The organism is Winogradskyella aquimaris, assembly GCF_042676105.1.
Taxonomy (GTDB): Bacteria; Bacteroidota; Bacteroidia; order Flavobacteriales; family Flavobacteriaceae; genus Winogradskyella; species Winogradskyella aquimaris.
The window spans coordinates 210,322-232,417 of the sequence record NZ_JBHTJQ010000004.1 but is presented as its reverse complement, the minus strand read 5'-3'; the positions used below and the strand labels follow the sequence as shown (position 1 = coordinate 232,417).

The window sequence follows — 22,096 nt, the reverse complement described above, 5'->3', positions numbered from 1 at the left end:
TGCAGTAGCAAACAAACTTTTAAAACAAGCATTCGCTATTGTAAAATCAGGATTGCCTTATGATGAAAATTATGTGTCAAGATTAAGCTAAAAAGACTTGTTTTTTAACTCAGTTCTTTGTTGCCATTAGTTATTTTATCCAAGTGCTTTCCATTCATCGTTTATGGAATAGCTCTCATCTCTTGCAAAAACGTTTTGCCTATCAATTACAATTTGCTCTATTTTTTCTAATTGTTCAAAGGTGTTTTTGACATTTGGAAATAATTTTATGTAGTCAAATATGAAAATGCTTAATAAGAAAAAAAAGTTGTTCAGATTAAAAGTAGTGAGATAAATAAATGGGTTTTCTTCTTTTTTGAACATATCTGCAAATTGAAAAACCGAGACATTCGATGGATGTGCATACAATGAGAAGTATGTGTAAATTGTGTCCATTACTCCATCTCTAATTCCCATTACAGGAACAGTTTCTTGCCAGCTTAAAAATTCTACTTTTCCATCCTTAAATTGAACTTTATAATCTTTTTCCTTGAGTTTAGATTGTATTTTATTTCTGTCTTTTTCGTCAAGAGCTTTATACAAGTCCGTGTTTTCAATTTCAGCCTTTAAATCATCTATTTGTTGCTTTTCTTTATCTAATTTCTCTTGACTTTCTGCTTTTTTGACAACGACATCAAACCTTTGCCTATATTTCAATCCAGCCGATACCCACAAATTATACAAAATCGTTTTTTCGTCATCATTAGAAGGTTTTGTATATACCAAACTAAACATTGAAACAGTTTCAAATAGATTTCTAATATGTGAGGCTATTACAGTTGGGTCAACTATTCTGTTCAGCTTTGTTCCGTCTGCGGATTCATATTCAAATCCGTTTAATAGTTCTTTCATATGTCCGATTTTAGTAAATATCATTTGATTTACTAATTCGGCTTCTGATTCAGCGTGAGTTTTAGCTTCGTTTGGGTTTTGTTTAATAACCTCAAAGAAATATTTTAAGTAAATATCTAATAAGTCAGAACAATCTTTTATCGTTTCAAGTCTTGTTAGGCGCAAATATTCCTTTCTTAATTGTTCTTGGTTCATTGGTTGGTCATAATTAATGGCAACGGTAAAGTATAAGGTTAGTACGCTTTACCTAAACTTTTTAATTAAATTACTGACCATCACAGCGTATTAACTTTATACAATGTTGTACGCAGTTAAATTTACTACAATGACACAAGAAAAAGCTAATAAGATTTTTGAAACAGAACTTGGACAACAACTTCTGAGTTTTTATGCAACTTCTGATGACCAAGTATTTATTAGGTACAACGAAGCGGTTGCTCATACTAATGATATGATAAATGCAGTTGGTGGACAAGAGTTTGTTGATACAACAATAACTGAATGGTTTCCCGAATAATTGTGTACAACGTGGTTGTATATGGTTTGTTGCGTGGTTTAGCACGTAATTTAGCAAATAAAAACCGAATAGAAAATCCGCGAGGATTTTCGTAAGTAGGCTAGAACTAGCAATAAATTATATACGGTGTTACCTGCTGTTGTTTTTCGTTTTTACTTTCTTAAAATTCTAAAAAAAAATTGAATAAACTAAACTAGCAAAAAATTCCGCTTAATTTTCCGTTCAGTTTTTCAATTCCGCAAACTTGCTAAAATCCGTTTGTGTGGTAATTCCACAACTTGCTAAATTCGGCACAAAGTTCGGTCTTGGGTTGTTAATTCAGAGCTCGATTCCGTAAACGAGCTAAAAAATCCGACGTGAATTTCATTAAGAATTAAGTCATTAGTTCTTAAATTTTCTTTCAGAATATTGTCCTAATTGATATGCAATTAAAATTGGAATTAATGCAAAAGCCATATACTTTTCTAAAAGTCCATATTCTGATAATGCTATCAATATTGCAGTTGAAACAATAATAAAAATTAAGTCAAATGTTCTTTTTTTTATTTTCATTTAATTTGTTTTTGAGTGAGTAACGCAATTGCAGGTAACGGTCTTGTATATGAAAAGTAGCGGATTTTACTCACTAACTTTTCGGATTATAATTGACCTTTAATTTTTTCATTTTCTTTCGATTAAGCGATTAAACCGCTATTTTTTATATACGTTGTTGTACACTGGCTTTTTTCCGTTCAGATTGTCATTCAGCGTTGGCAAAGACATACTCTTTTGCAATTTTTGGCAATTGTGGTGGCTGTAGCGAATTGCAAATGTGTATGGCTTTTAGCGTTGGCTTTACATCTGTTTATATTTTTCCTTATAATAACTCAAATCATTATAAACTCCATTGTCTAAGATTCTCCAATATTTCCATCCGTTTATACTGGTTTTTGTTATCGCTCTTCCAGCTCCACTAGGAAAGGGAAAAGTTTTCATTTCATTATCAATTTCGAATGTTATAGCACCTTCCTTATCTAAAGTGCCTATAATTTCATTATTAGGTGATGAATAAACCTTAGTACCAGTTTTAATTATTCCAGCGTTTATTATCATTTTTAAAGTTATGTCTGGTATTTCTTTGTATGTCATATCTAATCTTTAACTGCAAAACGAATTTGATATAATTGTTTCAAAGAATTTTTAATAGGTTCGTAATATTCAGAAATTCCATATATCTCCATTAATGCGTTCTCAAAAACAATTCTATCTTCTGATTCCAATTCTTGTTCCAGAGGTAATCTGTTACGTTGCATAATTGGGCTAAACAATTCCACTATTTGGTTTTTTTGCTCTTGTGATAAAATATTTGGGTTAAGAATTTTAAAGTCTCTTTCAAATTTCGTTGCTCGTAAATCCAATGCGCCCAAACCACGACCAAAACCAAAACTTTCAATTAAGAATAGACTTGCAGTACTGTTTAAAAGTGCTAAGAATAATGTTTTGTTTTCCTCTTGGTACTCGTCTCTTATTGAAAAGCCAATCATTCTCTGGTCTATAAATGAACGATTTTCAAATTTTGCAATGAACAGGCTTTTGTCATAATTTACATTAGCTACAAAGTCAGCCATATTTTCGGTTGACATTTCATACCAATGCATATTTGGTTTTGCTAAAACTTCAGGTAAAGGTCTATTCGTCCCATTTCGTTGGTTTTCAAATGACCTAATCCAAGCAATAGCACCATTGTGACCTGAATTTTCAAGTTCCTCAATACTACGTGAACAGCAAAATGCTTCAGCATTTGCAACGCATTCTAAATTTGTAGTATCTCTCAAATGTTTAAGGACTGGCTTAATATATTCTTGCTCTATATTGTGACCTGATGCAGGATAAAACATAGGATTCCAACCACGCCTTTCACCTCGTGTAAAATGGAAAAAATCACTAGTATTGATAAATCTGTCTCTAACATTTGCTACCCAACTTAGATTAGAAAAATAACCTGACCAAGGAATCCCAAAATCTTCAAAAGAATTTATTTGTGCAATTGAATATCTATTAATGGTTAGATTTTCAGATTGAACATTGACAATTATATTATCACTTAAAGTCCTGATGTCATCAATTTCTTCTAGCTTTTCATTTAAAGTACAAAATGAGATTTCACTATCATTTGATGTAGGTGTTTGTGGGTCTTTTTTTGACGCAACTAATATTGTTGTTACAACATCTGCATTATCAAACCATTTCCCTTTACCAGAGATTACTACTAATTCAATTTTGAAGAATTTCTGAAAAAGCTCTAAGAATATTTCGCCATAATCAGTTCCTAGCCAAGCATTAGATAAAATAAGTCCAATTTTACCATTCTCGGATAAGAATTGATGAAGATAGAAAGGAATATATGCGAAAATATCGCTTTTACCACTTAATGTCTCTGTTGTATCAGCTTCTTCCTTTATCCGATCGTTAATGTCCACTATATGTGGATTCAAAACTTTCATTTCCTTGCTCTTAATGAATGGTAAATTAGAAACAACATAATCTACGGTTGGGAATTCTTTTTCAACTATTTCTCCATTATTTGGATTTCTAAATTCTATCGTGTCTCCCTGATTTAGTTCAATTACATCAGAGTTAAAAACATTTATTATTCTACCAATATTTGAGGGTTTAGCCATTGATAAGGTAGAAAGTTGAATAGGAAAAGAATGTTTATCGGATGCCCAAATGGTATTAAGAATTTCATTCGAATTTATTTCGTATTCTTCTTTTAATTCATAGGCTTGTTTTATAATTGTACCTGTTCCGCAACAAGGGTCGATTACTATTTTTGTTTTGTCATCAATGGTTAGGCGAGTTAATAAATCTGCTAATTTTTTAGGTGTCGAAAATTGACCCGCTACCTTTCTTTTAGCAGTTGCAATAGTATTTTGAAGTAATTGATGAAGAATTTCAATTTCTATAGCTTCAATATTTACGGTTGAAAGGAATTGATTTAATTCTGTCAATTCGCTCCAAGCTGTTTCCGAAATATATTGCTGACCAAGGTTTGGACTGAAAATATTCCAGAAATTACATTTTTGAGAAATAGATGTTAGGATTTCCATTGCATCAACAATAGAAGTTGACCTTTCAATATTCTCAATTTCTTTTGCTTCGTTAAAATGCCTTTTTAGTATATGAGCAAAAATTATTTTGAAAACCCAATCTGTCAAAACTACCATTGACAAAGTCGCTAGTTTATGCTCAGTTTGAGTTGAAGTAAAACCGTATTCATTTGAAGATGAATTCCACCATAGATTGATTTCTGCATCTAATTGCCGAGTAGTTCTAGCTTTTGCTTTTAGTGTTTCAGCAGTATTGTTGGTGTTTTCTAAGACAACATCTATTACTTCGTCAATAGACAAAATTTCTTGAGAAGTAACTTCTGGGATTTCTCCTGATTCAAAAAAGTTATTAAGGTCGGCAAGAATCTCATACAACAACTCTTTCCAGAGTTGTTCGTTAGGTTTTACTTCTGAACGAGAATTTATATTTATATCATTCCAGCTTTTATGAATTTCAAAGTTGTCCCCATTTCTTATGTAAAGCACTGCACTTTTTACATTCCATAAAAGGAAGCTATCTCTTTTTAGTATTTTTGCCTTCTTTATTGCATTTCTTATTAATTCCGCATCGTTAATTTGAGTGTCAGGCATTTTTAATTCCCAACCCTGTACAATTATATCTTTAGTAAGGTCTTTAAATAATAATACATCAGGAAATAGACTTTTCTTGTTATTACTTATTGTACTTTCTCCTCCAGCTCCTTTAAAATGCCAACTCTTATTTGCTAAGAAAACTTCGATTGAACTAATAACATCAATAGCCCAACTTCTTTCGTTATACGTAACTTTCGCCATTGAGAACTTTAGTGTTATAGTTTAACGTATGGTATTTTGCTATTGGTTCATTAAATAGACGTAAAGTAGATTTTTCTACCTCTTTTCTCTTTAATGTTTCTTGAATTCTATCCGTACAAATTTTAATATAATCGACCTCTTTAACTTTATGTAGAAGCACATCTTCATTTTTCTCTATTCCAATGAAATTTCTGTTTTCAAGAATAGCAGAAAGTAAGAAACTACCACTACCACAAGCATTATCAAGTACGACATCTCCTGGTTTCGTAAAAGTTCTAATTAGATATCGACCTAATTCTATTGGTTTTTGAGTTGGATGATAGACTGTTCCTTCAGATTCAGCTGTTTTAACATAGACAAAATCTTCAATAGATTGTTCTTCATAAGCAATCACATCTGTTGGATACCTGTTCCCATTACTTTTTACGTGATTCGATTTGAAGTCTCCATAACTACCTGTTAGTTGGTTTTTTCTGAATCCTTTATCATATGCTTCGCCCTCTGTCATTTGAGGATTATAATTGGGCTGTTTCTTATAAAAAACACAAATATCTTCGTGTTTTCTTAATGGTTGTTTTTTTGCATTTAAGAAATTTGTTGCTTTTGATTTAATCCAAACAATTTTGTATTTGAAATGCTTTTCATTACTCAATATTAGTTTTGCGGTAAAAACACCCTGAGATGTAAGTACAATTGCTCCGTTGTCTTTAATTATTCTATAATATTCAGTCCAAAGCTTATCAAGGTCTATTACTGAATCCCATTTATTTTGAGTTGTTCCATAAGGTAAATCGCATAAAATCATATCTATACTTTTACTAGGAATATTCTTCATTTCTTCTAGGCAATCTCCTTGAATTACTTTGTTTAGGTATTTGTTTAAACTGTTTGGCATATTTTAAAGTTTAAGACTTTCTTGTTTAGCATTAATCTGACGTAGGTATTTAACTTTTTTTTCCGCAACAATAAGTGCATCTGTCGAAGAACTACTTTCGTAAAGTTTTTTAGCGAATAGGTCGCCAAAAAATTCTGTTTTTAGCTCTTCTAAATCCAAATCAAAAACTTGGGCAAGCAGAGTCAAACGTTTTTCGTCAAAGTCTCTTTTTCCGTTTTCAATTTTACTCAAATTTGCAGAATCCAAATCAAGTTTTGCTCCGAGTTGGGTTAAAGTGAGTTCGTTTTTTGTCCGTAAATGTCTGATGTATTCTCCGAAAGATTGTTTCATTTGACTTGAATATTTAGACTTGTCAGTATTTGACAAATATAATGAATATTTAATGATTTCCAATTCGTGTGAGGGTGGAAAAAGGCAAGCTCTTTTTATTTTTTGAGGCACGAAAAAAATGAAATGTGCTTGACTGTGCGGTTGGCTTTTCAGAGCTTGTGTACAACGGTCTAGGCTATGAGTAGTTGCGTGGGTTAACACTTGACTTTGCAAGTACACACCAAACTGAAAATCCGCGAGGATTTTCAGAAGTAGGCGAGAATAAGCAATTACTTATAGCCATTGTTGTGCGTAGGCTTTTTATTTAAATTCTTCTGGTAAATACTCTTTGTACTTATTTTTTAAATAATCAAGCCCTTGTTCGTTGTCTTTTAAGTTTAAATTTAGTTTGTCTCTAATAAATTCGTGTCGTGTTCTTGCCTCTGAAAGTATATGTCCCCAAGGCAATACGTAAACATCAAAATTGTCACCTTCCGAAACGTGACCATATCTTCTATTTTTTTGATTCAGTAATGGTTCTATTTCGGGTTTTATATCTTTTGTAACTAACAAAAATTTCCATCTCGTTTTGTCTTTCGGAAATCTTGGGTCGTTAGAAACTTTAGTGGCATATGATTCAATCTGACTTTTTTCAGTGAAGCCAGCATCTTTATTCGGTTTTTTAAGTTCGATGATAAGATTTTCTTTTCCAGCACTTCCCATACTAAATTGTTGCCATAGGCAAACATCTGGAATAGTTCTCAATTCATCATTGTCTTCCGACTCAACAACCTCTTGAAAATCATCACGTCCAATGGCATCTTTTAAATAAGCTTTTAAAACATTTTTTAGAGTTACATCGTCAGCACCATAAGTATATTTATCTCCAAAAATCCAAGTCTCATTGACTACGATTTTATGAAGATGTTTTCTCTCCTTTACTTGCTTGTTTAAATCTGTATCATAAATTAACTGTTCAATTCCATTAAGCAAATTCAATCTATTTTTGATTTCTGTCATTGCATCGATGATATTCGATAAAGAAGTTTCATCTAAAATTTCGAATAGGTCATTTCTTTTTTCTTCTGGTAATTCGATGACTTCTGTCAAGATTCTTTGTAATGATGTTGTATCATTTTCTAAAGATTCTTTAATAAGTGATAAGGTTAACTTTTTACTTTTATCATCTTGTGTTTCAAAGTCAGGAAGATATTCGTTGACTTGAAGTGCAACTATATCAAAAACCTGCCTTTTACTTTCTTCAACTATTGTGTCTGGTTTGTCCTTGTAAGGATATAAGCCTTTTGCTTTTAGTTCATTTATGAATTTTCCAGAGTATTGATGAAGTCTTCTACGAACATAATCTCGTGCAATTTTTTTAGAATCCTTAATTACACTATTTAAGATTTCATCCAAACTGTCTAGAGCAAGTCTATTTTCTCTATGTAATTTCTCTATGTAATTCGATTGGATAAAAATTGAGATAGGTAGAGTTGACCTAATTCCTAAATTGGTTTCTTGAAAAGGAATTCCCTTTGTGTTGCACAAGTATGTTTGCTTTTTAATATCAAAACTCCATTCTATAATCTTGATTTTAAATCGATAATCAAATTCTCCATCATTTACTAGTATCTCTTGTTCTTCGCTGTGTTTTATTAAAGAAGAGAATTCTAGTTTCTGACCATTGATAATAATTGAAAAGTCTGGATAATTAATCCAATAAGAAGCAAACTTTTGTTCAAGTTCTTTTCTAGAGCTTATATCAATAGCTTGAGAAGCATTTTCTTGATTGACATTGTCAATTCTGACTTGGAAACCAGTTGAATAATCACCTTTTGGTAATGTTTTTAAATCGCTAAAATCAGAATACGATAGGTGATTTCTGTCAAGCGTTATTGTGTATTCTTTGTAAGATTCACCGTTTTTGTATCTACTCGTAAATTCTACTAAATCTCCCAGTGCTAATGATTTATACCTTCCTTTTCCCTCTTTTCCGTGATAATGTCGTCCATTTGGACTTATTCGGTTTAATTTTTTCTCTGAACCTCCAAGTTTACTGAACACATCTTGTGCTTTTTGATAATTCAATCCGTGTCCATTGTCCTTTATGAGCAAGTAATTAATGCTTCCTAGTTTGGTTTTTTCAAATTCGATATTGATTTCAGAAGCGTCAGCATCTAATGAGTTCCAAATCAGTTCTGAAATAGCTGTTTTTCCATTGGCTCTTGTCAAAGAATCAATGTGGTCAATTTCAACTCCAATATCTATTTGTTTTGGCATATGTTCTTTTTTTTCAGCTTACGCACAACGTGTTTGTGTATGGTTAGTTGCGTGTTTCAGCAACTAATTTAGTAAACAAATACGAGCCCGAGAAAATTCCGAAGGAATTTTCCAAATAAGCACTTGCCAAAGCAATTAATTATACACAGTGTTGTGTACAGTGCTTTTGTTCATTTTTATAGTTTTCCATAAAATCATAATTCCGATTAATGCTATTATCAAACCACCAATTAAAAAAGCCATTCCATAACCTTCAGCAAATATTCCGCAAAAGTAATTCAGATATCTGTTTATTATTCCGTCTGAGTAAATTCCAGTAGCAGATATTCCAAATGTCAAAATGAGAACTACTATTGAATTTATGATTCCGAATTTGTTTTTCCAGTTTATAAGTCCAACAATTAAAATTCCGATTAGTAGACTTGCAATAGTCCAGTAAGCTTGGTTAGCAAAAAATTCTCCAACTCTAACATCAGTCAGAGATTCAAATTTTTCCCAATCCTCGCTCATTAAAGCATCGAATTGATTTCCGTTATATGCCACGTACAATCGGTCAATTCCGCTTATGATAAAAATCAGTGCGAAACATTCTAATAAAATCAGTTTTAAGTTAAATTTCTGTATCATTTTCGGCATTGTACACAACGGTTTCGGCTATGAGTAGTTGCGTGGGTTAGCACTTAACTTAGCAAGTACGCACCAAACTGAAAATCCGCGAGGATTTTCAGAAGTAGGCGAGAACAAGCAATTACTTATAGCCATTGTTGTGTGTAGTTTTTATTTCTTTTTGTTTAATATTTTCTGTATTTCTTTTTCTCTTTTTTTACGCTCATCTTTTGGAATTCGCCATTCAGTTCCTTCCCAATAGTCAATTATTCCATTCCACGCTTCTTGAGTTTCTGGTTTCAACCATTGATTGAAAGATTTATAATATTCGATTTCTTCGCCACCGATATTTTGAATTCCCTCGAACAGTCCAACAACGATAAAATTCTGAACGTCCTTATCTCCATTTTTATAAATTTCCTCAACGTTTTCAAAAAATAATCCGAAATCAGATGTTTCATTCTCGATTTTCTTTTCTACAATAAATCTTGAAATCGAACCTATGTCAACATAAGGAATATTATCCTCTTGATTATAATCAGAAAGGTCAACTTCTTTCGCAAAATGTTCAGTCAGTTCTGCGTTTCCTGAAATCAGTTTTTCAAAAACCTTTTCAATTTCTTTATACTTATATTTTGGTTCAATTACGTTCATTTCTCAAATTACACACAACGGTCTCGTATAACCGTCAGTTACGGGATTAAAGTTACTAATTTTCGGTAAAGAACTGACGTTAGCAATTCCGAGTGGATTCGGACGTAGTCGAATCCGCCGTAATTGCGGTTATACATTGTTGTGCATAGTTTTTTAAAAGTCTTGTTTTATCTGTTCAGTTGTAATAATTTTTGATGTCAATATATCTATTTCTGTTGGACTAAATCTTGATTTGATACTTCTTAAATTTTCCATCATTGGATGTATTTCATTCTCGCTCTTTACAAAAATGTATTTTATATCATTTGGCGTAAATCCTAACTTATATTCTGCCAGTTTTTTGTTTTCTTTAGATAGTAATGAGGTATTCGAAAATTCTTCTCTACTTAAATTACTTTTGACATTTGAGTTAAATTCAATTTTTGGTACATAGCGCCATTCACGTTCATTATAAAATCTAACATTTTTATGTTTGTCATCACCTCTTTTAAAATCTCCATCATAAGGCTTTAGAAAATTAGTTAAATTCATAAACTCATCAGATATTTCCTTAGTTATTTGACTACAATGTTTATCTAAAGCTTGATAAACGTTTTCCGCCATTTGACTTATAGATTCTGAAATATTAGAATTCGAATTGACATAAATTATTGGATTAAGTTTATTTTTAATTCCCCATTCCTTTGTCATTCCTAAACCATAACTTCCATACATTTCGATGTGTTTGTTTATTTGGCTAAGCGATAAATCGCAAAAACATACCATTGGAATTGCAGAAGCAAATCCAGGTCTTCTTAGTTTATCGCTCAATTTTATTTCTTCAAAGCAATATCTAGGTACAAATGTTTGTTTTAGAATACTAAGTAAATATTCCTTTTTCGGTGTGAAATGAAATAGACTATTTGAGCTAATATTACTCATTTATAATGGTGGTTTAAATTATGCACAACGTTTATGTGTATGGAAAGTTGCGTGCTTGTGTGCGAGGATTTTCCGAAGGAAAATCAGATGCAGGCAAGCAAAGCAACTCACATTGGTTTAGTGTAAAACTAGCAATTTTTTATACACGGTGTTGCCATTTCGTTGTTTTATCAGAGTTCGGATTATTCGGTTCAGTACAATTTCCGTTGTCCTTTTTTCAGAGTACGAGTGAGCAATTCATTCCACGTTCTGTTATTCAATTCCGATTGAGTAAGCAATTCCGCAAGAGTGATTTTCAACGTTCAGTTCGGTTTTGAGTTTTCTATTCAGTTTCAGATTCCGCAAACGAGCTAAAAATTCCGCTGTAGTTTTTATTTATTTTTAAAAATAGATTTTATGTCATCTATAAATTTTAAAATAGACAATTCATAGGCTTCTTTCTCTTTTTCTAAATCTCCTGAAAAATCGTGTTTCGGATTTGAACTTTGTTTTAGTCCAATAACTAATATTCCAATAATAAACGCAATAATTAAAAGTCCGAAAACAGTACTCATTTTATGTTAAATATTTCAATTTGTATTGATTTTCCTCAATGAATGGCAACGGTTAGTATAAGAGCAGTAGCGGATTAAAATGCAACTACTTTTCGGCAAGCAATATACTTAATTAAACGCAAAAACGGTTCGAGTTTGCACCCGAACCGCTATTGCTTTTATACAATGTTATGTGCTGCCTTTCCTTTTCAGGTGCGTTGGCTTGGTGGCTCTTTTGGATTTTTTAGCGTTGGATTGAGGGTTCGGAAAAATACAAATGTGCCACCAAATGTGTTGGCTGTACTTGTCGTTAAAAACTCCATTTCAGCCTTGTGAAAACATAGCTTCCTACTCCATTGTAAAGACTGTTTTTGTCGCCTGTGAATATTTGTGCTGCAATCAGTAAATTAGTATTTTCTGTCAGAGAGAAGTCAATTGTTGGGTTCAAGAAAATAGAGTTGTCGTCAATGTTCCAAATGGAATTTAAGTTGGCTTTTATTAATGGTGTAATGTCATAACCGACAGAAATGAAGGTTGAAACATAGTTGTTGATTAGTCCTTTTGCAGAAACGGGTTGAGTCAAAAATTGGATATTTGTGGTCTTAATAGGATTTGTATTTCCAATGAATTCAAGTCGGAAATTTAATGTGTTTGGCAGTGTGTAATCAAATGAAATGTCGCCTATAAAAGTCGGGTTTACGCCAACATTTTTGTAAGGTTGAAAATAGGTCAATTCTCCTTTAAAACCTGCATTCTTAATTTGGCCTGCCCAACCTGCACCAAGGGCAATATCTGTTTTGTATTTACCAACCAAAAATTGAAAGTCATATTCTTTAATATTTGTTTTGTAATTAGTTGCAAATATCATTTTGTCAAAAGTGCTATCAATGTTGGATGCGAATTCAATAGATGATAATGAACTTATATTGTACTTTACCAATGCAGCATCAGTTCCTCTGCGTTCTTCATAGTCAAAATCGAAAAATGAGTAAGCATTAAACAAATCGTTCGGGTTCCAAGCATACGTTTTCCCCCAATTAATTCGCTGTTTACCAATTATCGCTTGCCATTTATCTTTATCAAGTTTTAAGTTTGCACGGTCTATTGTTGAATGAATGAGGTAAGATTGCCCTTGCGAGACAATACCTCCTAAACGTATATAATCTAACGATTGATTAACTTGCTCGTCAAAATTTGGAATTTGTTGAACGCTATTCCCAAAGTAAATTCTATTTCTTGCTCCAGCATTAAGTGTAAGCCAAGAATTAGCGTAGTATTTAAAATTAACACGGTTATGTATTTGATTATCGAAAGACCATAATCCATTGAAAGAAGGAATAGCTACTGAAACCAAATCTTTCAGATACCCATTTATTTCAAACTTACTTGGATTGTTATTTTCAATTTGTTCTACATCAATTGTGTCTGTTGGATTAATGTTTTCATTTTGGGCAAATAAACCAAGGCTTGGAAAAAGAAGAAGAATTATTATAAGATTTGAATTTCGCATTTTTCATTTTGAAGTATCGCTTATCACTTTCCCATCTTCAAATACAATTACTCGTTTTGCCCTGTCAACTACTCTTTGGTCGTGAGTGGAAAAAATGAAGGTTGTACCTTCTTTTTGATTAAGTTCTTCCATAATGTTTAGCAAATCCGCAGTTGACTTACTATCCAGATTTGCGGTTGGCTCGTCAGCAATTACAAAAGTTGGTTTGTGAGCTAAAGCTCTTGCAACTGCAACTCTTTGTTGTTGACCACCTGAAAGTTTTGCAGGTCTTTCATTTATTTTATCTGCTAAACCAATTTCGGTAAGTAGTACGGTCACTCTTTTTTCTCTCTCTTCTTTTGGTTTCTTTTGCAGTTCCATTATAAACTCAACATTTTCTTTTGCAGTTAAAACTGGTAAAAGATTATACTGCTGAAACACAAACCCAATATTGTCTCTGCGAAATTGTGTCATTTTGTTTTCGGATAATTCGCTTACATTTTTTCCATTGATAAATACATTGCCACTTGTGGGTGTGTCAATGCCACCTATCAAATTAAGTAAAGTTGTTTTTCCTGAACCCGAAGCACCTACAATAGCGGTAAATTCTTTTGCCTTAAATGAAAGGGAAACATCATTTACTGCATTTACTGGAACTGTTTTTTCGTTGTAAATCTTGCGAAGGTTTTTTATTTCTATTACGTTCATTTTATTTTTTTTGTTGTTAATCTCTTAATACTGCATTAGGCTTAATTCTCATTGCTCGGTATGCTGGTATTGAAGCAATTGCAACCGTTAAAATTTTAGCAATTACAATTACCATTATTATAATTTCAGGATTCAATTTAGGATACATCACTGGTCTAATGCCTAACATATCAAGTCCTGAACTTATAGGCACACCTACCTTGCTGGCAATGAGAGTTAAAACATAGCCAAATAATATTCCTGAAACTGCACCTATCATCATAAGCACTCCTGCTTCATTTAGTAGCATTGAAAACACCTTGAATTTACTTTGTCCAATGGCTCGTAACATTCCTATTTCGTGCGTTCTTTCTTGAACTATCATATTCATAATATTCATCAAGCTAAACCCTAAACCTAAAATGACAATGATTGTAAAAAGAACTCCAACCATATTTATAAAAGCATCAAAAGCATTGAGTTCTGGCAATAATTCTTTCCAATTATTCACTTCATATTCGGCAGATAGCGTTTCCTGAATACCACTCTGTGTTTCTATTAATTTTGTTGGGTCTTTAATTTTAATAGCGATTTCTTGCGGTTCAGAAATTGAACCCAATTCTTGTAAATCGGTGTAATTTACAATTACCGTATTTTCATCAAAAGGTGTACTTGGTGTTGCAAAAATTCCTGCTACTCTAAAACTTCCGCCAACAATTTCCTCTTGAGTGTTCTTGAGTGTGATAATGATTTTTGATTTCAATTTCAATTTTAACTTGTCGGCAGTTTTCTTACTGATTAGAATTGGCATTCTCATATCTGTACTTAAATAGCTGCCTTCAACCAAAAAATCTTGTACTACACTTATTTCACGTTCAGTTGTAGGTTCAACTCCCTTAATTTCACAACCTATGCTGTTTTCAGGTGAAGCTGCAACTGCATTTGTGGATATGCGTTTTGCAACAACATCTACATTTGCGTTTTCTTTGACTTTCTGAATTACATTTTCTGCGTTAGGAATAAAAAGTGTAATGTCCTTGTCGTCTTGAAATCCCATTTTGTGAATTTGCAAATCACTTGTTTGTAGATTCTTCGCATCATCCAAACGCTGTTGGGATATAGACTTCATTAAATTTAATGTGAATAAAGCCATTGCAAATCCAAAGAAGGCTGCCAATAAAAAAACGGTTGTCCGTGTTTTGTTTCGCCAAATATTTCTCCAAGCTAATTTTGTAGTCATATTATTATCGTTTTATGGCTTCAGCCACTTTTTGTTTATTAATGATTTGAATAGGAAGCAAACTTGCAATTAGCATTATGCAGAAAACTATAAATGACATTAAAGCCCATAGTTTCGGTTTGATTCCAAATTGCATAATGGGTTCCGCACCCATTGCCTCAAAAGATTTTGCACCATCTCCTGTCAATGGAATTGGGTGGTAGTACATAAAAATCATAAATGGAATTGCGATTGATAATCCTATAATAATTCCTGTAATGCCCAACATTAAACTTTCTAAAAATATCACAGTTTGTATTTGTGATTTCTGTAATCCGATTGCTTGAAGCATTCCAAATTCTTTTTTTCGTTCCAATGCCATCATTATGATTGTTCCGATTATTCCAAAACCCACAATTAAGAAAAGACACGAGGAAACCAAAGTAAAAATGGTGGTATCAATTTTGAGCCCGTTCAAAATTTCAGGTATCATTTCATCCCAAGTCATAATTTCATAATTGCTACCCAACTTTGATTTTAGTTCTTTGGAAATTCTGTTTGTTTGGGATTTGTCTTTAATGTTGAGCATTAAAGCGCTACACATTCCAAATGCACTATTGTATTCTTGTGCCAAAGACAAAGGCATATACACCAACATCACGTTCATTTGTGGATTAGGAATTTTTACAATTCCTGATATTGGGTATTTACCTGCTGCTACATTTGCCTGATAACCTTGTCCGATTAACACCAATGTATCGCCTACTGTAAGTTTTAAATATTTTGCTAACCCTTCTGCTATCACTACTTTTTTGCTCTTTGAAGTAAAAAAACTACCCTTTACAATTCTGTCTTTTACTTTGTTAAATTCATTTTCATTATCGCCATCAATGCCCAAAACCAAAGAAGCCTTTGAAGTTTTGTCTCCTGCGGCTAATGAGAAGTTTTGAAGTCGTGGAATAATTTGTGTAACACCTTCTATAGAGTTGATTTTGTCTATCAATTTATCATCATCCAAAAGCAAATCATTGATAGACTTATCTTTCCAATAATCCGCAGTATGTACTTGAATATATCCCACATTCTTTACACCTGCTTCTACCATTTTATCGCCATTACCAAGCATTAAAGAACGCAGGCTAATTGTAATAATGATAGCAAAAGCAATACTGACAAGGACAATTACACTTCTTTTGCGTTTTCGCCAAATGTTTCGCCAAGCTAATTTTATAAGTTGCTTCATTTTATTTTACGGTTTTCATTTTTTCTTTTGAGAAAAAGTTATTGTCCAATTTCTCACTGAAATTTGCAGCTGAAATTGTTAAGATAGTCTTTTGTCCTTTTTTATTATTGGGTGTCATTTCTAAAGTGGTGGCTATTTTTTTACCTCCTACAGTTTTGAAATCACTATTGATAAGTGTGTTTATCAATGTTCCATCTTCATCATAGTATTCAGCTTTCCGTTGTAATATATCATCTTTGCTAATCCATAAAATGACCTTGCCCCAAACTACCGCTGCATTTGGTTTAGGTGTTGCTTGAATTTTATAACAAGTAACATTTTGAAATTTTTCTTCGCCTAATAGTTTATGCGTGTAGTCGTTCACTATCGAAGCTTCTTTTAATAAATCCTCATTCGTAAAATCTGAACCCATCCAAGATTGGCTCATTTGGGACGGTGAAATTTTGGTTACTCTTTCAATGGAAGGAAGCCAAGTCCAACCTTCCGATTTAATTCTCAAAGTCGAGATTCCTTTGTCTTTTGCAGGTGCTTGGATTACCATCATTCCGTAATCCGCATCTTTTGACCAAGATTTGAAAGTGAGTTCTCTTGTCCATTTTGGACGCACTAATTTCATTGTCATATTCATTGAGTAAGCACTACTTCGAACATTGTAATGAGCCTTTTTTACGATTTCGGTTGGTGTGTCCGCTGGTGCAAACGCCATTAGAAAAATGGCGACTGAAAGAAAACCGTATTTTAGAATTGATTTTATCATATACTTCGTTTGTTTTAAAACTTGTTGTCTGTTATCGAATAACTTGTTTTATATTTGTAATGCAAAAATAGAATGTCTTAAAAAAACGTACAATAGCTAAATCGACCAAAGTGTCTGTTATGGAACAGATTCGGATAAAAGTTCAGTAAAATGAAGAAGAAAACTCAAAAGCCTGTTGATAGGCGAATTCAAAAATCAAAGAAGTATTTGTCAGATGCTTTTATAGCATTGATTTTAGAGAAAGGGTATGAAGCGGTAACAGTTCAAGAAATAATTGATAGAGCAAATGTAGGTCGTTCCACTTTCTACGCTCATTTTGAAAGTAAAGAACAATTACTCTTTAGTTTGCTTGGAACGATGAACGAGAAAAGTAAAGATGGGATAGATTTTGAAATGCTTTTCAATCACTGCGCAGACAATTTTCAAATTGCAAAAGCAATGTTGGGGAAGAAAGGTGGGGATTTAATTATCGGTCATATTCGAGATGTGATGAGTTTGAAAATTGCCAAAGATTTAAAACGTGATTCATCAAAATCAAAGTCAGAACAACTCAAAATATATTTTACAAGTGAAGCGTTGTCCGCTGCATTGGTCAGTTATCTAACAAATTGGTTGGATGAGGATATGCCTTACAGTTCAGAAGAAATGTCTGCAAAGTGTAATGAACTGGTCGAAAAGTTTACTTGATTGTTGTCAATCCATTCATCTTTTGGGGTGGTGGGTGGGCTTGGGTGCGGTTGGGCAAAATTAAATGTGGTGTTTTAGTGTGGGCTTGTGTGTTGGCAAAAACACCTCTTTTAATTTTGTGAAGGGTTGGCGTTTTGCATTCCTTCCATTTCAATGTTGCACTGTCGTTCGTTTTTTTAGGTTGCACATAACGTGTTTGGCTATGGTTTCGTTGCGGAATGGTTCGGCAGAACTATTCCGCCGTAAACCAAAGTTAGCAAATACGCAGGAATTTCCGAGAGGAAATTCCGCAGCAATGAACTATAGCCGGTGTTGGCAGTAGTTATTTTATTCGTAATCATTTTAGTTTCGTTTCGGCAATTTTATCATTTCCGTAATACAATGTTCCGCTTTTTATAAAGTCAGATGAAATATAAAAATATATCAAGATTTTGCTGTCATTTATAACTTTTGGCCTAAAGTGAAAAACGTGTTTGTCTGGAAACTCTGGACTACCTAAATTAATCGGAATTTTTATGCCACTCACACCTTCAACTTTATAGTCCAAATAAGTGTCCTTGATATTCGGGTCATATGTTTCTTTCATATTACTCGTTTCCTTAGGTTTTTTTTTAGTCACTAATTCAAATCGAGAATAATCATTTTTATCATCTGCTATAAAAATATCTAAAGGGCGATATTGAAGCTTTGGCTTTTCACTAATGAGATAAAATTTATTAGGGTCAAATTTTCCTTTTTTAAGGTCAAGATTTTTAATGTTCACTTCTAAAACTGTTATTCTGAAACCATTGAATAAGGTTCCGATGTAGGTTTTTGGATATTTACTTTTCAATTTATCGTTCTTAACAAATTCAATCTCTACAGAATCCTGTTCGATTGTAGTCTTTTGCGCATAAGATTTGAAAGATGATAATGCTATAAAAATTCCAATTATGATTAGAGATTTGTTCGTTTTAAATAGGCTCATATTTTGTTCTTGATCAATATGTGGGATTCGCTTTGCTAATTACTGCCAACGTGTTTGTATATGGTTTGTTGCGTGGTTTAGCACGTAATTTAGCAAATAAAAACCGAATAGAAAATCCGCGAGGATTTTCGTAAGTAGGCTAGAACTAGCAATAAATTATATACGGTGTTGTGCGTTCGTTTTTTATTTCCATTGTTTGTTTTTCAAGTGGGTTTTCTTTAATGAATATCCATCGTTAAAAAATAATTTTCCGTTATTTAAAACCATTATTTTATCAGTCAAAAATCTCGGAACAGCGTTTAAGTCCAAATCTCTAACAATAATTTCTATTTCATTGTAATTCGGATTGTCGATTTCTATTGTTTCTTTCTGTCCTAAATAATGATATGTAATTGTTTTTATTTCTTGAGTTTCCAATTCCGCAATTCCATTTACGTCTGCTGCTTTTCCAGCGTTTTGGTCATTTACTACAATGAACGCAGCTGCAAGAGGTAATTCCAAATCTCGGATTGTAATTTTGATATTATCAATTCGGTCAGGATTTATTTTTCCGCTATAAGTCGTACTTGGATTTTTTGGTTGTTCAAATGTGTTCAGTTTTATACTGTCAGTAGATATTTGTTCCCAATTTCCTTTGACTACAGTTCTGCCACCGACATCCATAAAAATAAAATACTCAAATGTTTTGTCCGATTTCAGTTCAATTTGAGTGCAAGCAAAGTAACTTTTTCCGCATTTTCCATATAATCCAACTACTGATTTATTCGTTGAACACGAATTAAAAAAAAGTAAAATTAAAATCAGTTTAATGTATTTCACGGGTTTTTCTTAAATGACGCACAACAATTGGCTAAACGTATTACGTTTAGCTCCATTATGTTTATACTTACAAATCTAAAGGATTTTTAATGTAATCAAAGCTTGTGGAAGCAATATGAGTGTAAATTTCGGTGGTTTTTGTTGAATTATGACCCAGTAACGCCTGGATATGCCTTAAATCTGTTCCGTTTTCTAATAAATGGGTTGCAAAGCTGTGTCTCAAGGTATGTGCCGTAACCTTTTTTTTAAGTCCAATCTTCATGGCAGCAGAATCTATGATCTTGGTAATGCTACTCCCACTATATTGCGGTTTTCTCTGTCCTTCGAACAAGTATTCTTTTGGGCGGTATTCCCTGTAGTACATTCTAAGTTCTTTGAGCATTTTATCACCTAGCAAGGTGTAACGGTCTTTATTGCCTTTAGAGTTTTCAACTTTAATGAGCATCCTTTGACTGTCAATGTCCTTAAGTTTGAGGTTCAGCAATTCACTTCTTCTCAACCCAGATGAGTAGAGCAATGACAGTATGCACCTGTGCTTTAAGTTGTTGGTAGCCTCAATAAGTTCAATCACTTCATTTTTTGAAAGGACCGTTGGTAATTTTTTGTCTTTTCTAGGCCTTTCAATCTCGTAGAACCTGTTTGGCATGCCAAGAACGACCTCATAATAAAATTTTATACTGTTGATACTTTGGTTGATGTAAGATTTTGACCAATTCTTTTTGGCTAGGAATTTTATGTATTCTCTAACATCAGTTTCATTGATTTCTTCAATAGGCTTGTCAAAATAATGGTTTATAAATCTCTCAAAACAGGATACATAGGTCTTTACGGTATTGTTAGAGTATTGTTTTATTTCTAATTTTTCAAGATATGAATCTGGACAGGTCCTGTAATAATCAGGAACCTTCCGTTTCAAAAACCAAGCTTTATCAAATTCTTCATCTAATCCCTTTGCTCTGGTATTCTGAAAGAAGTAACCGGTGTTTATCCATGCGATTCCACGGAAGGTATTGAAGATTGAATTGAGATTATCTTTGCTGTTGGGGATGTAGTACATATTGAATTCACTGCTCCAACATGCATTTTTTAAGCTTTTTACCAGTTTTTCAATAACCGTATCGGAATAAAACTTAAGACCGATATACTTCTTGTTATCGATTAGTAAATGTTTTAAGGTGATGTTTTTGCGTAGTTCCATCTGTTTTTTTGTTCAAATTATAAAACTAAAAAAACAAAAGCCGTATCTTATACGCATAACTTGCGTATAAGATTCACTTAAGTTAAAAATATGAGGAGATTACAGAAAAATTGCCTCAACTGCGGCAAGCCATTGAAGGGAAGAATTGACAAAAAGTACTGCGACCCGAGGTGCAAGAGTGCGCATCAGTATAAAATAGAACGCGAACGACCAGAACGTTTCTTTAATAAGGTAGATAACCAATTGCGCTTGAATCGAAGAATCCTAAAAGAATACAATAAGGCAGGTAAGGCAGTGGTAAGGCAATCCGTACTAAGAGGTGAGGGGTTTGACCCTAAGTTTTTTACACATTACTGGAAGAACCAAAAAGGCGATGTTTATCTTTTTGTTTACGAATATGGATTTTTGGGCAAGAAGGAGAATGGCAACTATAAATATGTACTTATAAAGTGGCAAGAGTATATGGCTAAATAGAACTTTAATTGGAGTGGATTATCCCTTGAACAGAAAGTTCTACGCGAATTAACCGTATAAACTCGGATAAGCACGATTTAAACGTATATACTCGAGTAGTTTCGAATATCCAACATATTGGTATTTAGGTTCTACTGTTGGTTCTTTTCCATTTGTTTTAGTCAATTCTTGAGATCTGATTAGTGTGAAAAAACCTACATTTAGCAGTGCAAATGGAAAAAAATCAAATTTAATTGCAATTTTCACTGATTATTGCCAATAGACTTGTTGAATTGCTTTGAAGAAAAACTATTATGTACTTGCTTTACATTAATATATAAATAGCACATCACATGTATAAGTTTTTATCCAAGAAAGAAGCCGCAAAGCAGTTAAGTGTCAGTGTACGGCAACTCGATAGATATATAAAGGATGGAAGGGTTAAGGCTTTTAAGCCCTATAACGGTATGCGAGTTTTGATTCATTCCGATTCATTAACCGAAGAAAATCTAAAATCACCTGTTCCTGTATTCAATAATTTTCAGGAAAATAAACAACCTAATTCATAGTGGTTATGGAAATTTCTAATTGTCAATGTTGTAACTCCGAATACGAGATGAGGCGAAGTGACCAAAAGTTCTGTTCTAACAAATGTAGGTCTCGCTTCAATAACAAGAATAGATTAAGAAATAAACCAGTCATCAAACAGACCACTGAAACACTGTTGAATGATTACAGAATATTACTTGATATTTTAGGTGTTAATATACAAACCTTCGTTGAAAAGCAAAAGCTTAGAACTCTTGGTTTCTCAGGAACAAGATTTACCCGAATGGAGTATTTAAATGATATAAAAAGACAAGCATTGGTGATTTATGATGTTGCTTTTTATGATTACGATGAAAATAACTTTAAATTAATAAAACTATGAGTGTAGTTAATTTCTATGACGACTATCCAAGGATTTTGTCATCAAAGGACATAAGAATTAATCAATTGGAACAAGTCGAACAGCTTCAAAAAACAAATAATTTTTGGATTGGGTCAACCATAGTTCTAGGGTCAATAGTTGTATTTATGTGCCTTT

The 22,096-nt window shown here is 32.8% G+C and carries 24 protein-coding genes; 5 read left to right on the top strand and 19 right to left on the bottom strand.

What is annotated here, in order from left to right; all coding sequences use genetic code 11:
- Nucleotides 1-135: 135 nt before the first annotated feature.
- Complete coding sequence (locus tag ACFQ1K_RS05520; protein ID WP_320556883.1) at nt 136-1,086, bottom strand: hypothetical protein; 951 nt, start codon at nt 1,084-1,086, stop codon at nt 136-138.
- 103 nt (nt 1,087-1,189) lie between these two features.
- Between ACFQ1K_RS05520 and ACFQ1K_RS05515 the strand changes: the two genes are divergently transcribed.
- Nucleotides 1,190-1,408, top strand: a complete 219-nt coding sequence (locus ACFQ1K_RS05515) for a hypothetical protein (RefSeq protein WP_320556884.1) — start codon at nt 1,190-1,192, stop codon at nt 1,406-1,408.
- A 381-nt stretch (nt 1,409-1,789) separates the two neighbouring features.
- Here the strand turns inward: ACFQ1K_RS05515 and ACFQ1K_RS05510 are convergent, their stop codons facing one another.
- The 15 genes from ACFQ1K_RS05510 to ACFQ1K_RS05440 all read right to left on the bottom strand — a co-directional run bounded on the left by ACFQ1K_RS05510 (nt 1,790) and on the right by ACFQ1K_RS05440 (nt 16,885).
- Nucleotides 1,790-1,960, bottom strand: a complete 171-nt coding sequence (locus ACFQ1K_RS05510) for a hypothetical protein (RefSeq protein WP_185967746.1) — start codon at nt 1,958-1,960, stop codon at nt 1,790-1,792.
- A 282-nt stretch (nt 1,961-2,242) separates the two neighbouring features.
- A complete protein-coding gene (locus ACFQ1K_RS05505) occupies nt 2,243-2,536 on the bottom strand; it encodes a restriction system modified-DNA reader domain-containing protein (RefSeq protein ID WP_320556827.1) in 294 nt (97 codons plus the stop codon).
- Nucleotides 2,537-2,538: 2 nt separating this feature from the next.
- Nucleotides 2,539-5,292, bottom strand: coding sequence for an HsdM family class I SAM-dependent methyltransferase (locus ACFQ1K_RS05500; RefSeq protein ID WP_320556828.1), 2,754 nt, complete (start codon nt 5,290-5,292; stop codon nt 2,539-2,541).
- Entirely contained in the window at nt 5,273-6,187 is a 915-nt protein-coding gene (locus ACFQ1K_RS05495; protein WP_320556829.1) for a DNA-methyltransferase, read from the bottom strand. The genes ACFQ1K_RS05500 and ACFQ1K_RS05495 overlap by 20 nt, the downstream gene beginning before the upstream one ends.
- Nucleotides 6,188-6,190: 3 nt before the next feature.
- Nucleotides 6,191-6,517 (bottom strand): helix-turn-helix domain-containing protein, encoded by a 327-nt coding sequence (locus ACFQ1K_RS05490; protein WP_320556830.1) that lies wholly within the window; start codon nt 6,515-6,517, stop codon nt 6,191-6,193.
- Nucleotides 6,518-6,817: 300 nt separating this feature from the next.
- Complete coding sequence (locus tag ACFQ1K_RS05485; protein WP_320556831.1) at nt 6,818-8,776, bottom strand: ATP-binding protein; 1,959 nt, start codon at nt 8,774-8,776, stop codon at nt 6,818-6,820.
- A 135-nt stretch (nt 8,777-8,911) separates the two neighbouring features.
- Nucleotides 8,912-9,319 carry a hypothetical protein gene (locus ACFQ1K_RS05480; RefSeq protein ID WP_320556832.1) on the bottom strand — a complete coding sequence of 136 codons (408 nt, stop codon included), beginning with the start codon at nt 9,317-9,319 and terminating at the stop codon, nt 8,912-8,914.
- Between the two features lie 234 nt (nt 9,320-9,553).
- Complete coding sequence (locus ACFQ1K_RS05475; RefSeq protein ID WP_320556833.1) at nt 9,554-10,036, bottom strand: DUF7674 family protein; 483 nt, start codon at nt 10,034-10,036, stop codon at nt 9,554-9,556.
- Between the two features lie 153 nt (nt 10,037-10,189).
- Nucleotides 10,190-10,957, bottom strand: coding sequence for an abortive infection system antitoxin AbiGi family protein (locus ACFQ1K_RS05470; protein WP_320556834.1), 768 nt, complete (start codon nt 10,955-10,957; stop codon nt 10,190-10,192).
- A 371-nt stretch (nt 10,958-11,328) separates the two neighbouring features.
- Entirely contained in the window at nt 11,329-11,511 is a 183-nt protein-coding gene (locus ACFQ1K_RS05465; RefSeq protein WP_320556835.1) for a hypothetical protein, read from the bottom strand.
- Between the two features lie 289 nt (nt 11,512-11,800).
- Nucleotides 11,801-13,000, bottom strand: coding sequence for a hypothetical protein (locus ACFQ1K_RS05460; protein ID WP_320556836.1), 1,200 nt, complete (start codon nt 12,998-13,000; stop codon nt 11,801-11,803).
- A gap of 3 nt (nt 13,001-13,003) precedes the next feature.
- Entirely contained in the window at nt 13,004-13,687 is a 684-nt protein-coding gene (locus ACFQ1K_RS05455; RefSeq protein ID WP_062055918.1) for an ABC transporter ATP-binding protein, read from the bottom strand.
- Nucleotides 13,688-13,703: 16 nt separating this feature from the next.
- On the bottom strand, nt 13,704-14,906 hold the full coding sequence (locus tag ACFQ1K_RS05450) for an ABC transporter permease (RefSeq protein ID WP_320556837.1): 1,203 nt from the start codon (nt 14,904-14,906) through the stop codon (nt 13,704-13,706).
- Nucleotides 14,907-14,910: 4 nt separating this feature from the next.
- Nucleotides 14,911-16,128, bottom strand: coding sequence for an ABC transporter permease (locus ACFQ1K_RS05445; RefSeq protein ID WP_320556838.1), 1,218 nt, complete (start codon nt 16,126-16,128; stop codon nt 14,911-14,913).
- Nucleotide 16,129: 1 nt separating this feature from the next.
- Nucleotides 16,130-16,885, bottom strand: a complete 756-nt coding sequence (locus tag ACFQ1K_RS05440) for an outer membrane lipoprotein-sorting protein (RefSeq protein ID WP_320556839.1) — start codon at nt 16,883-16,885, stop codon at nt 16,130-16,132.
- Between the two features lie 150 nt (nt 16,886-17,035).
- Here ACFQ1K_RS05440 and ACFQ1K_RS05435 point away from each other — a divergent pair, with 150 nt between their 5' ends.
- Nucleotides 17,036-17,572: a TetR/AcrR family transcriptional regulator gene (locus ACFQ1K_RS05435; protein ID WP_062055926.1), complete on the top strand. Its 537-nt coding sequence runs from the start codon at nt 17,036-17,038 to the stop codon at nt 17,570-17,572.
- Nucleotides 17,573-17,909: 337 nt separating this feature from the next.
- Here ACFQ1K_RS05435 and ACFQ1K_RS05430 read toward each other — a convergent pair whose 3' ends face one another.
- The 3 genes from ACFQ1K_RS05430 to xerA form a co-directional block, all read right to left on the bottom strand.
- Complete coding sequence (locus ACFQ1K_RS05430) at nt 17,910-18,539, bottom strand: hypothetical protein (protein ID WP_320556840.1); 630 nt, start codon at nt 18,537-18,539, stop codon at nt 17,910-17,912.
- Between the two features lie 183 nt (nt 18,540-18,722).
- The gene (locus ACFQ1K_RS05425; RefSeq protein WP_320556697.1) at nt 18,723-19,358 is read right to left on the bottom strand and encodes a hypothetical protein; all 636 of its coding nucleotides are present in this window, start codon (nt 19,356-19,358) and stop codon (nt 18,723-18,725) included.
- A gap of 67 nt (nt 19,359-19,425) precedes the next feature.
- Nucleotides 19,426-20,556, bottom strand: coding sequence for a site-specific tyrosine recombinase/integron integrase (gene xerA / locus ACFQ1K_RS05420; protein WP_320556698.1), 1,131 nt, complete (start codon nt 20,554-20,556; stop codon nt 19,426-19,428).
- Nucleotides 20,557-20,688: 132 nt separating this feature from the next.
- On the opposite strand from xerA, the gene ACFQ1K_RS05415 reads away from it, so the two are divergent.
- The 3 genes from ACFQ1K_RS05415 (at nt 20,689) to ACFQ1K_RS05405 (ending at nt 21,940) form a co-directional block, all read left to right on the top strand.
- Nucleotides 20,689-21,030, top strand: coding sequence for a hypothetical protein (locus tag ACFQ1K_RS05415; RefSeq protein WP_320556699.1), 342 nt, complete (start codon nt 20,689-20,691; stop codon nt 21,028-21,030).
- A 332-nt stretch (nt 21,031-21,362) separates the two neighbouring features.
- Nucleotides 21,363-21,578: a helix-turn-helix domain-containing protein gene (locus tag ACFQ1K_RS05410; RefSeq protein ID WP_320556700.1), complete on the top strand. Its 216-nt coding sequence runs from the start codon at nt 21,363-21,365 to the stop codon at nt 21,576-21,578.
- A gap of 5 nt (nt 21,579-21,583) precedes the next feature.
- Nucleotides 21,584-21,940, top strand: a complete 357-nt coding sequence (locus tag ACFQ1K_RS05405) for a hypothetical protein (RefSeq protein WP_320556701.1) — start codon at nt 21,584-21,586, stop codon at nt 21,938-21,940.
- The last annotated feature ends 156 nt before the right edge of the window (nt 21,941-22,096 follow it).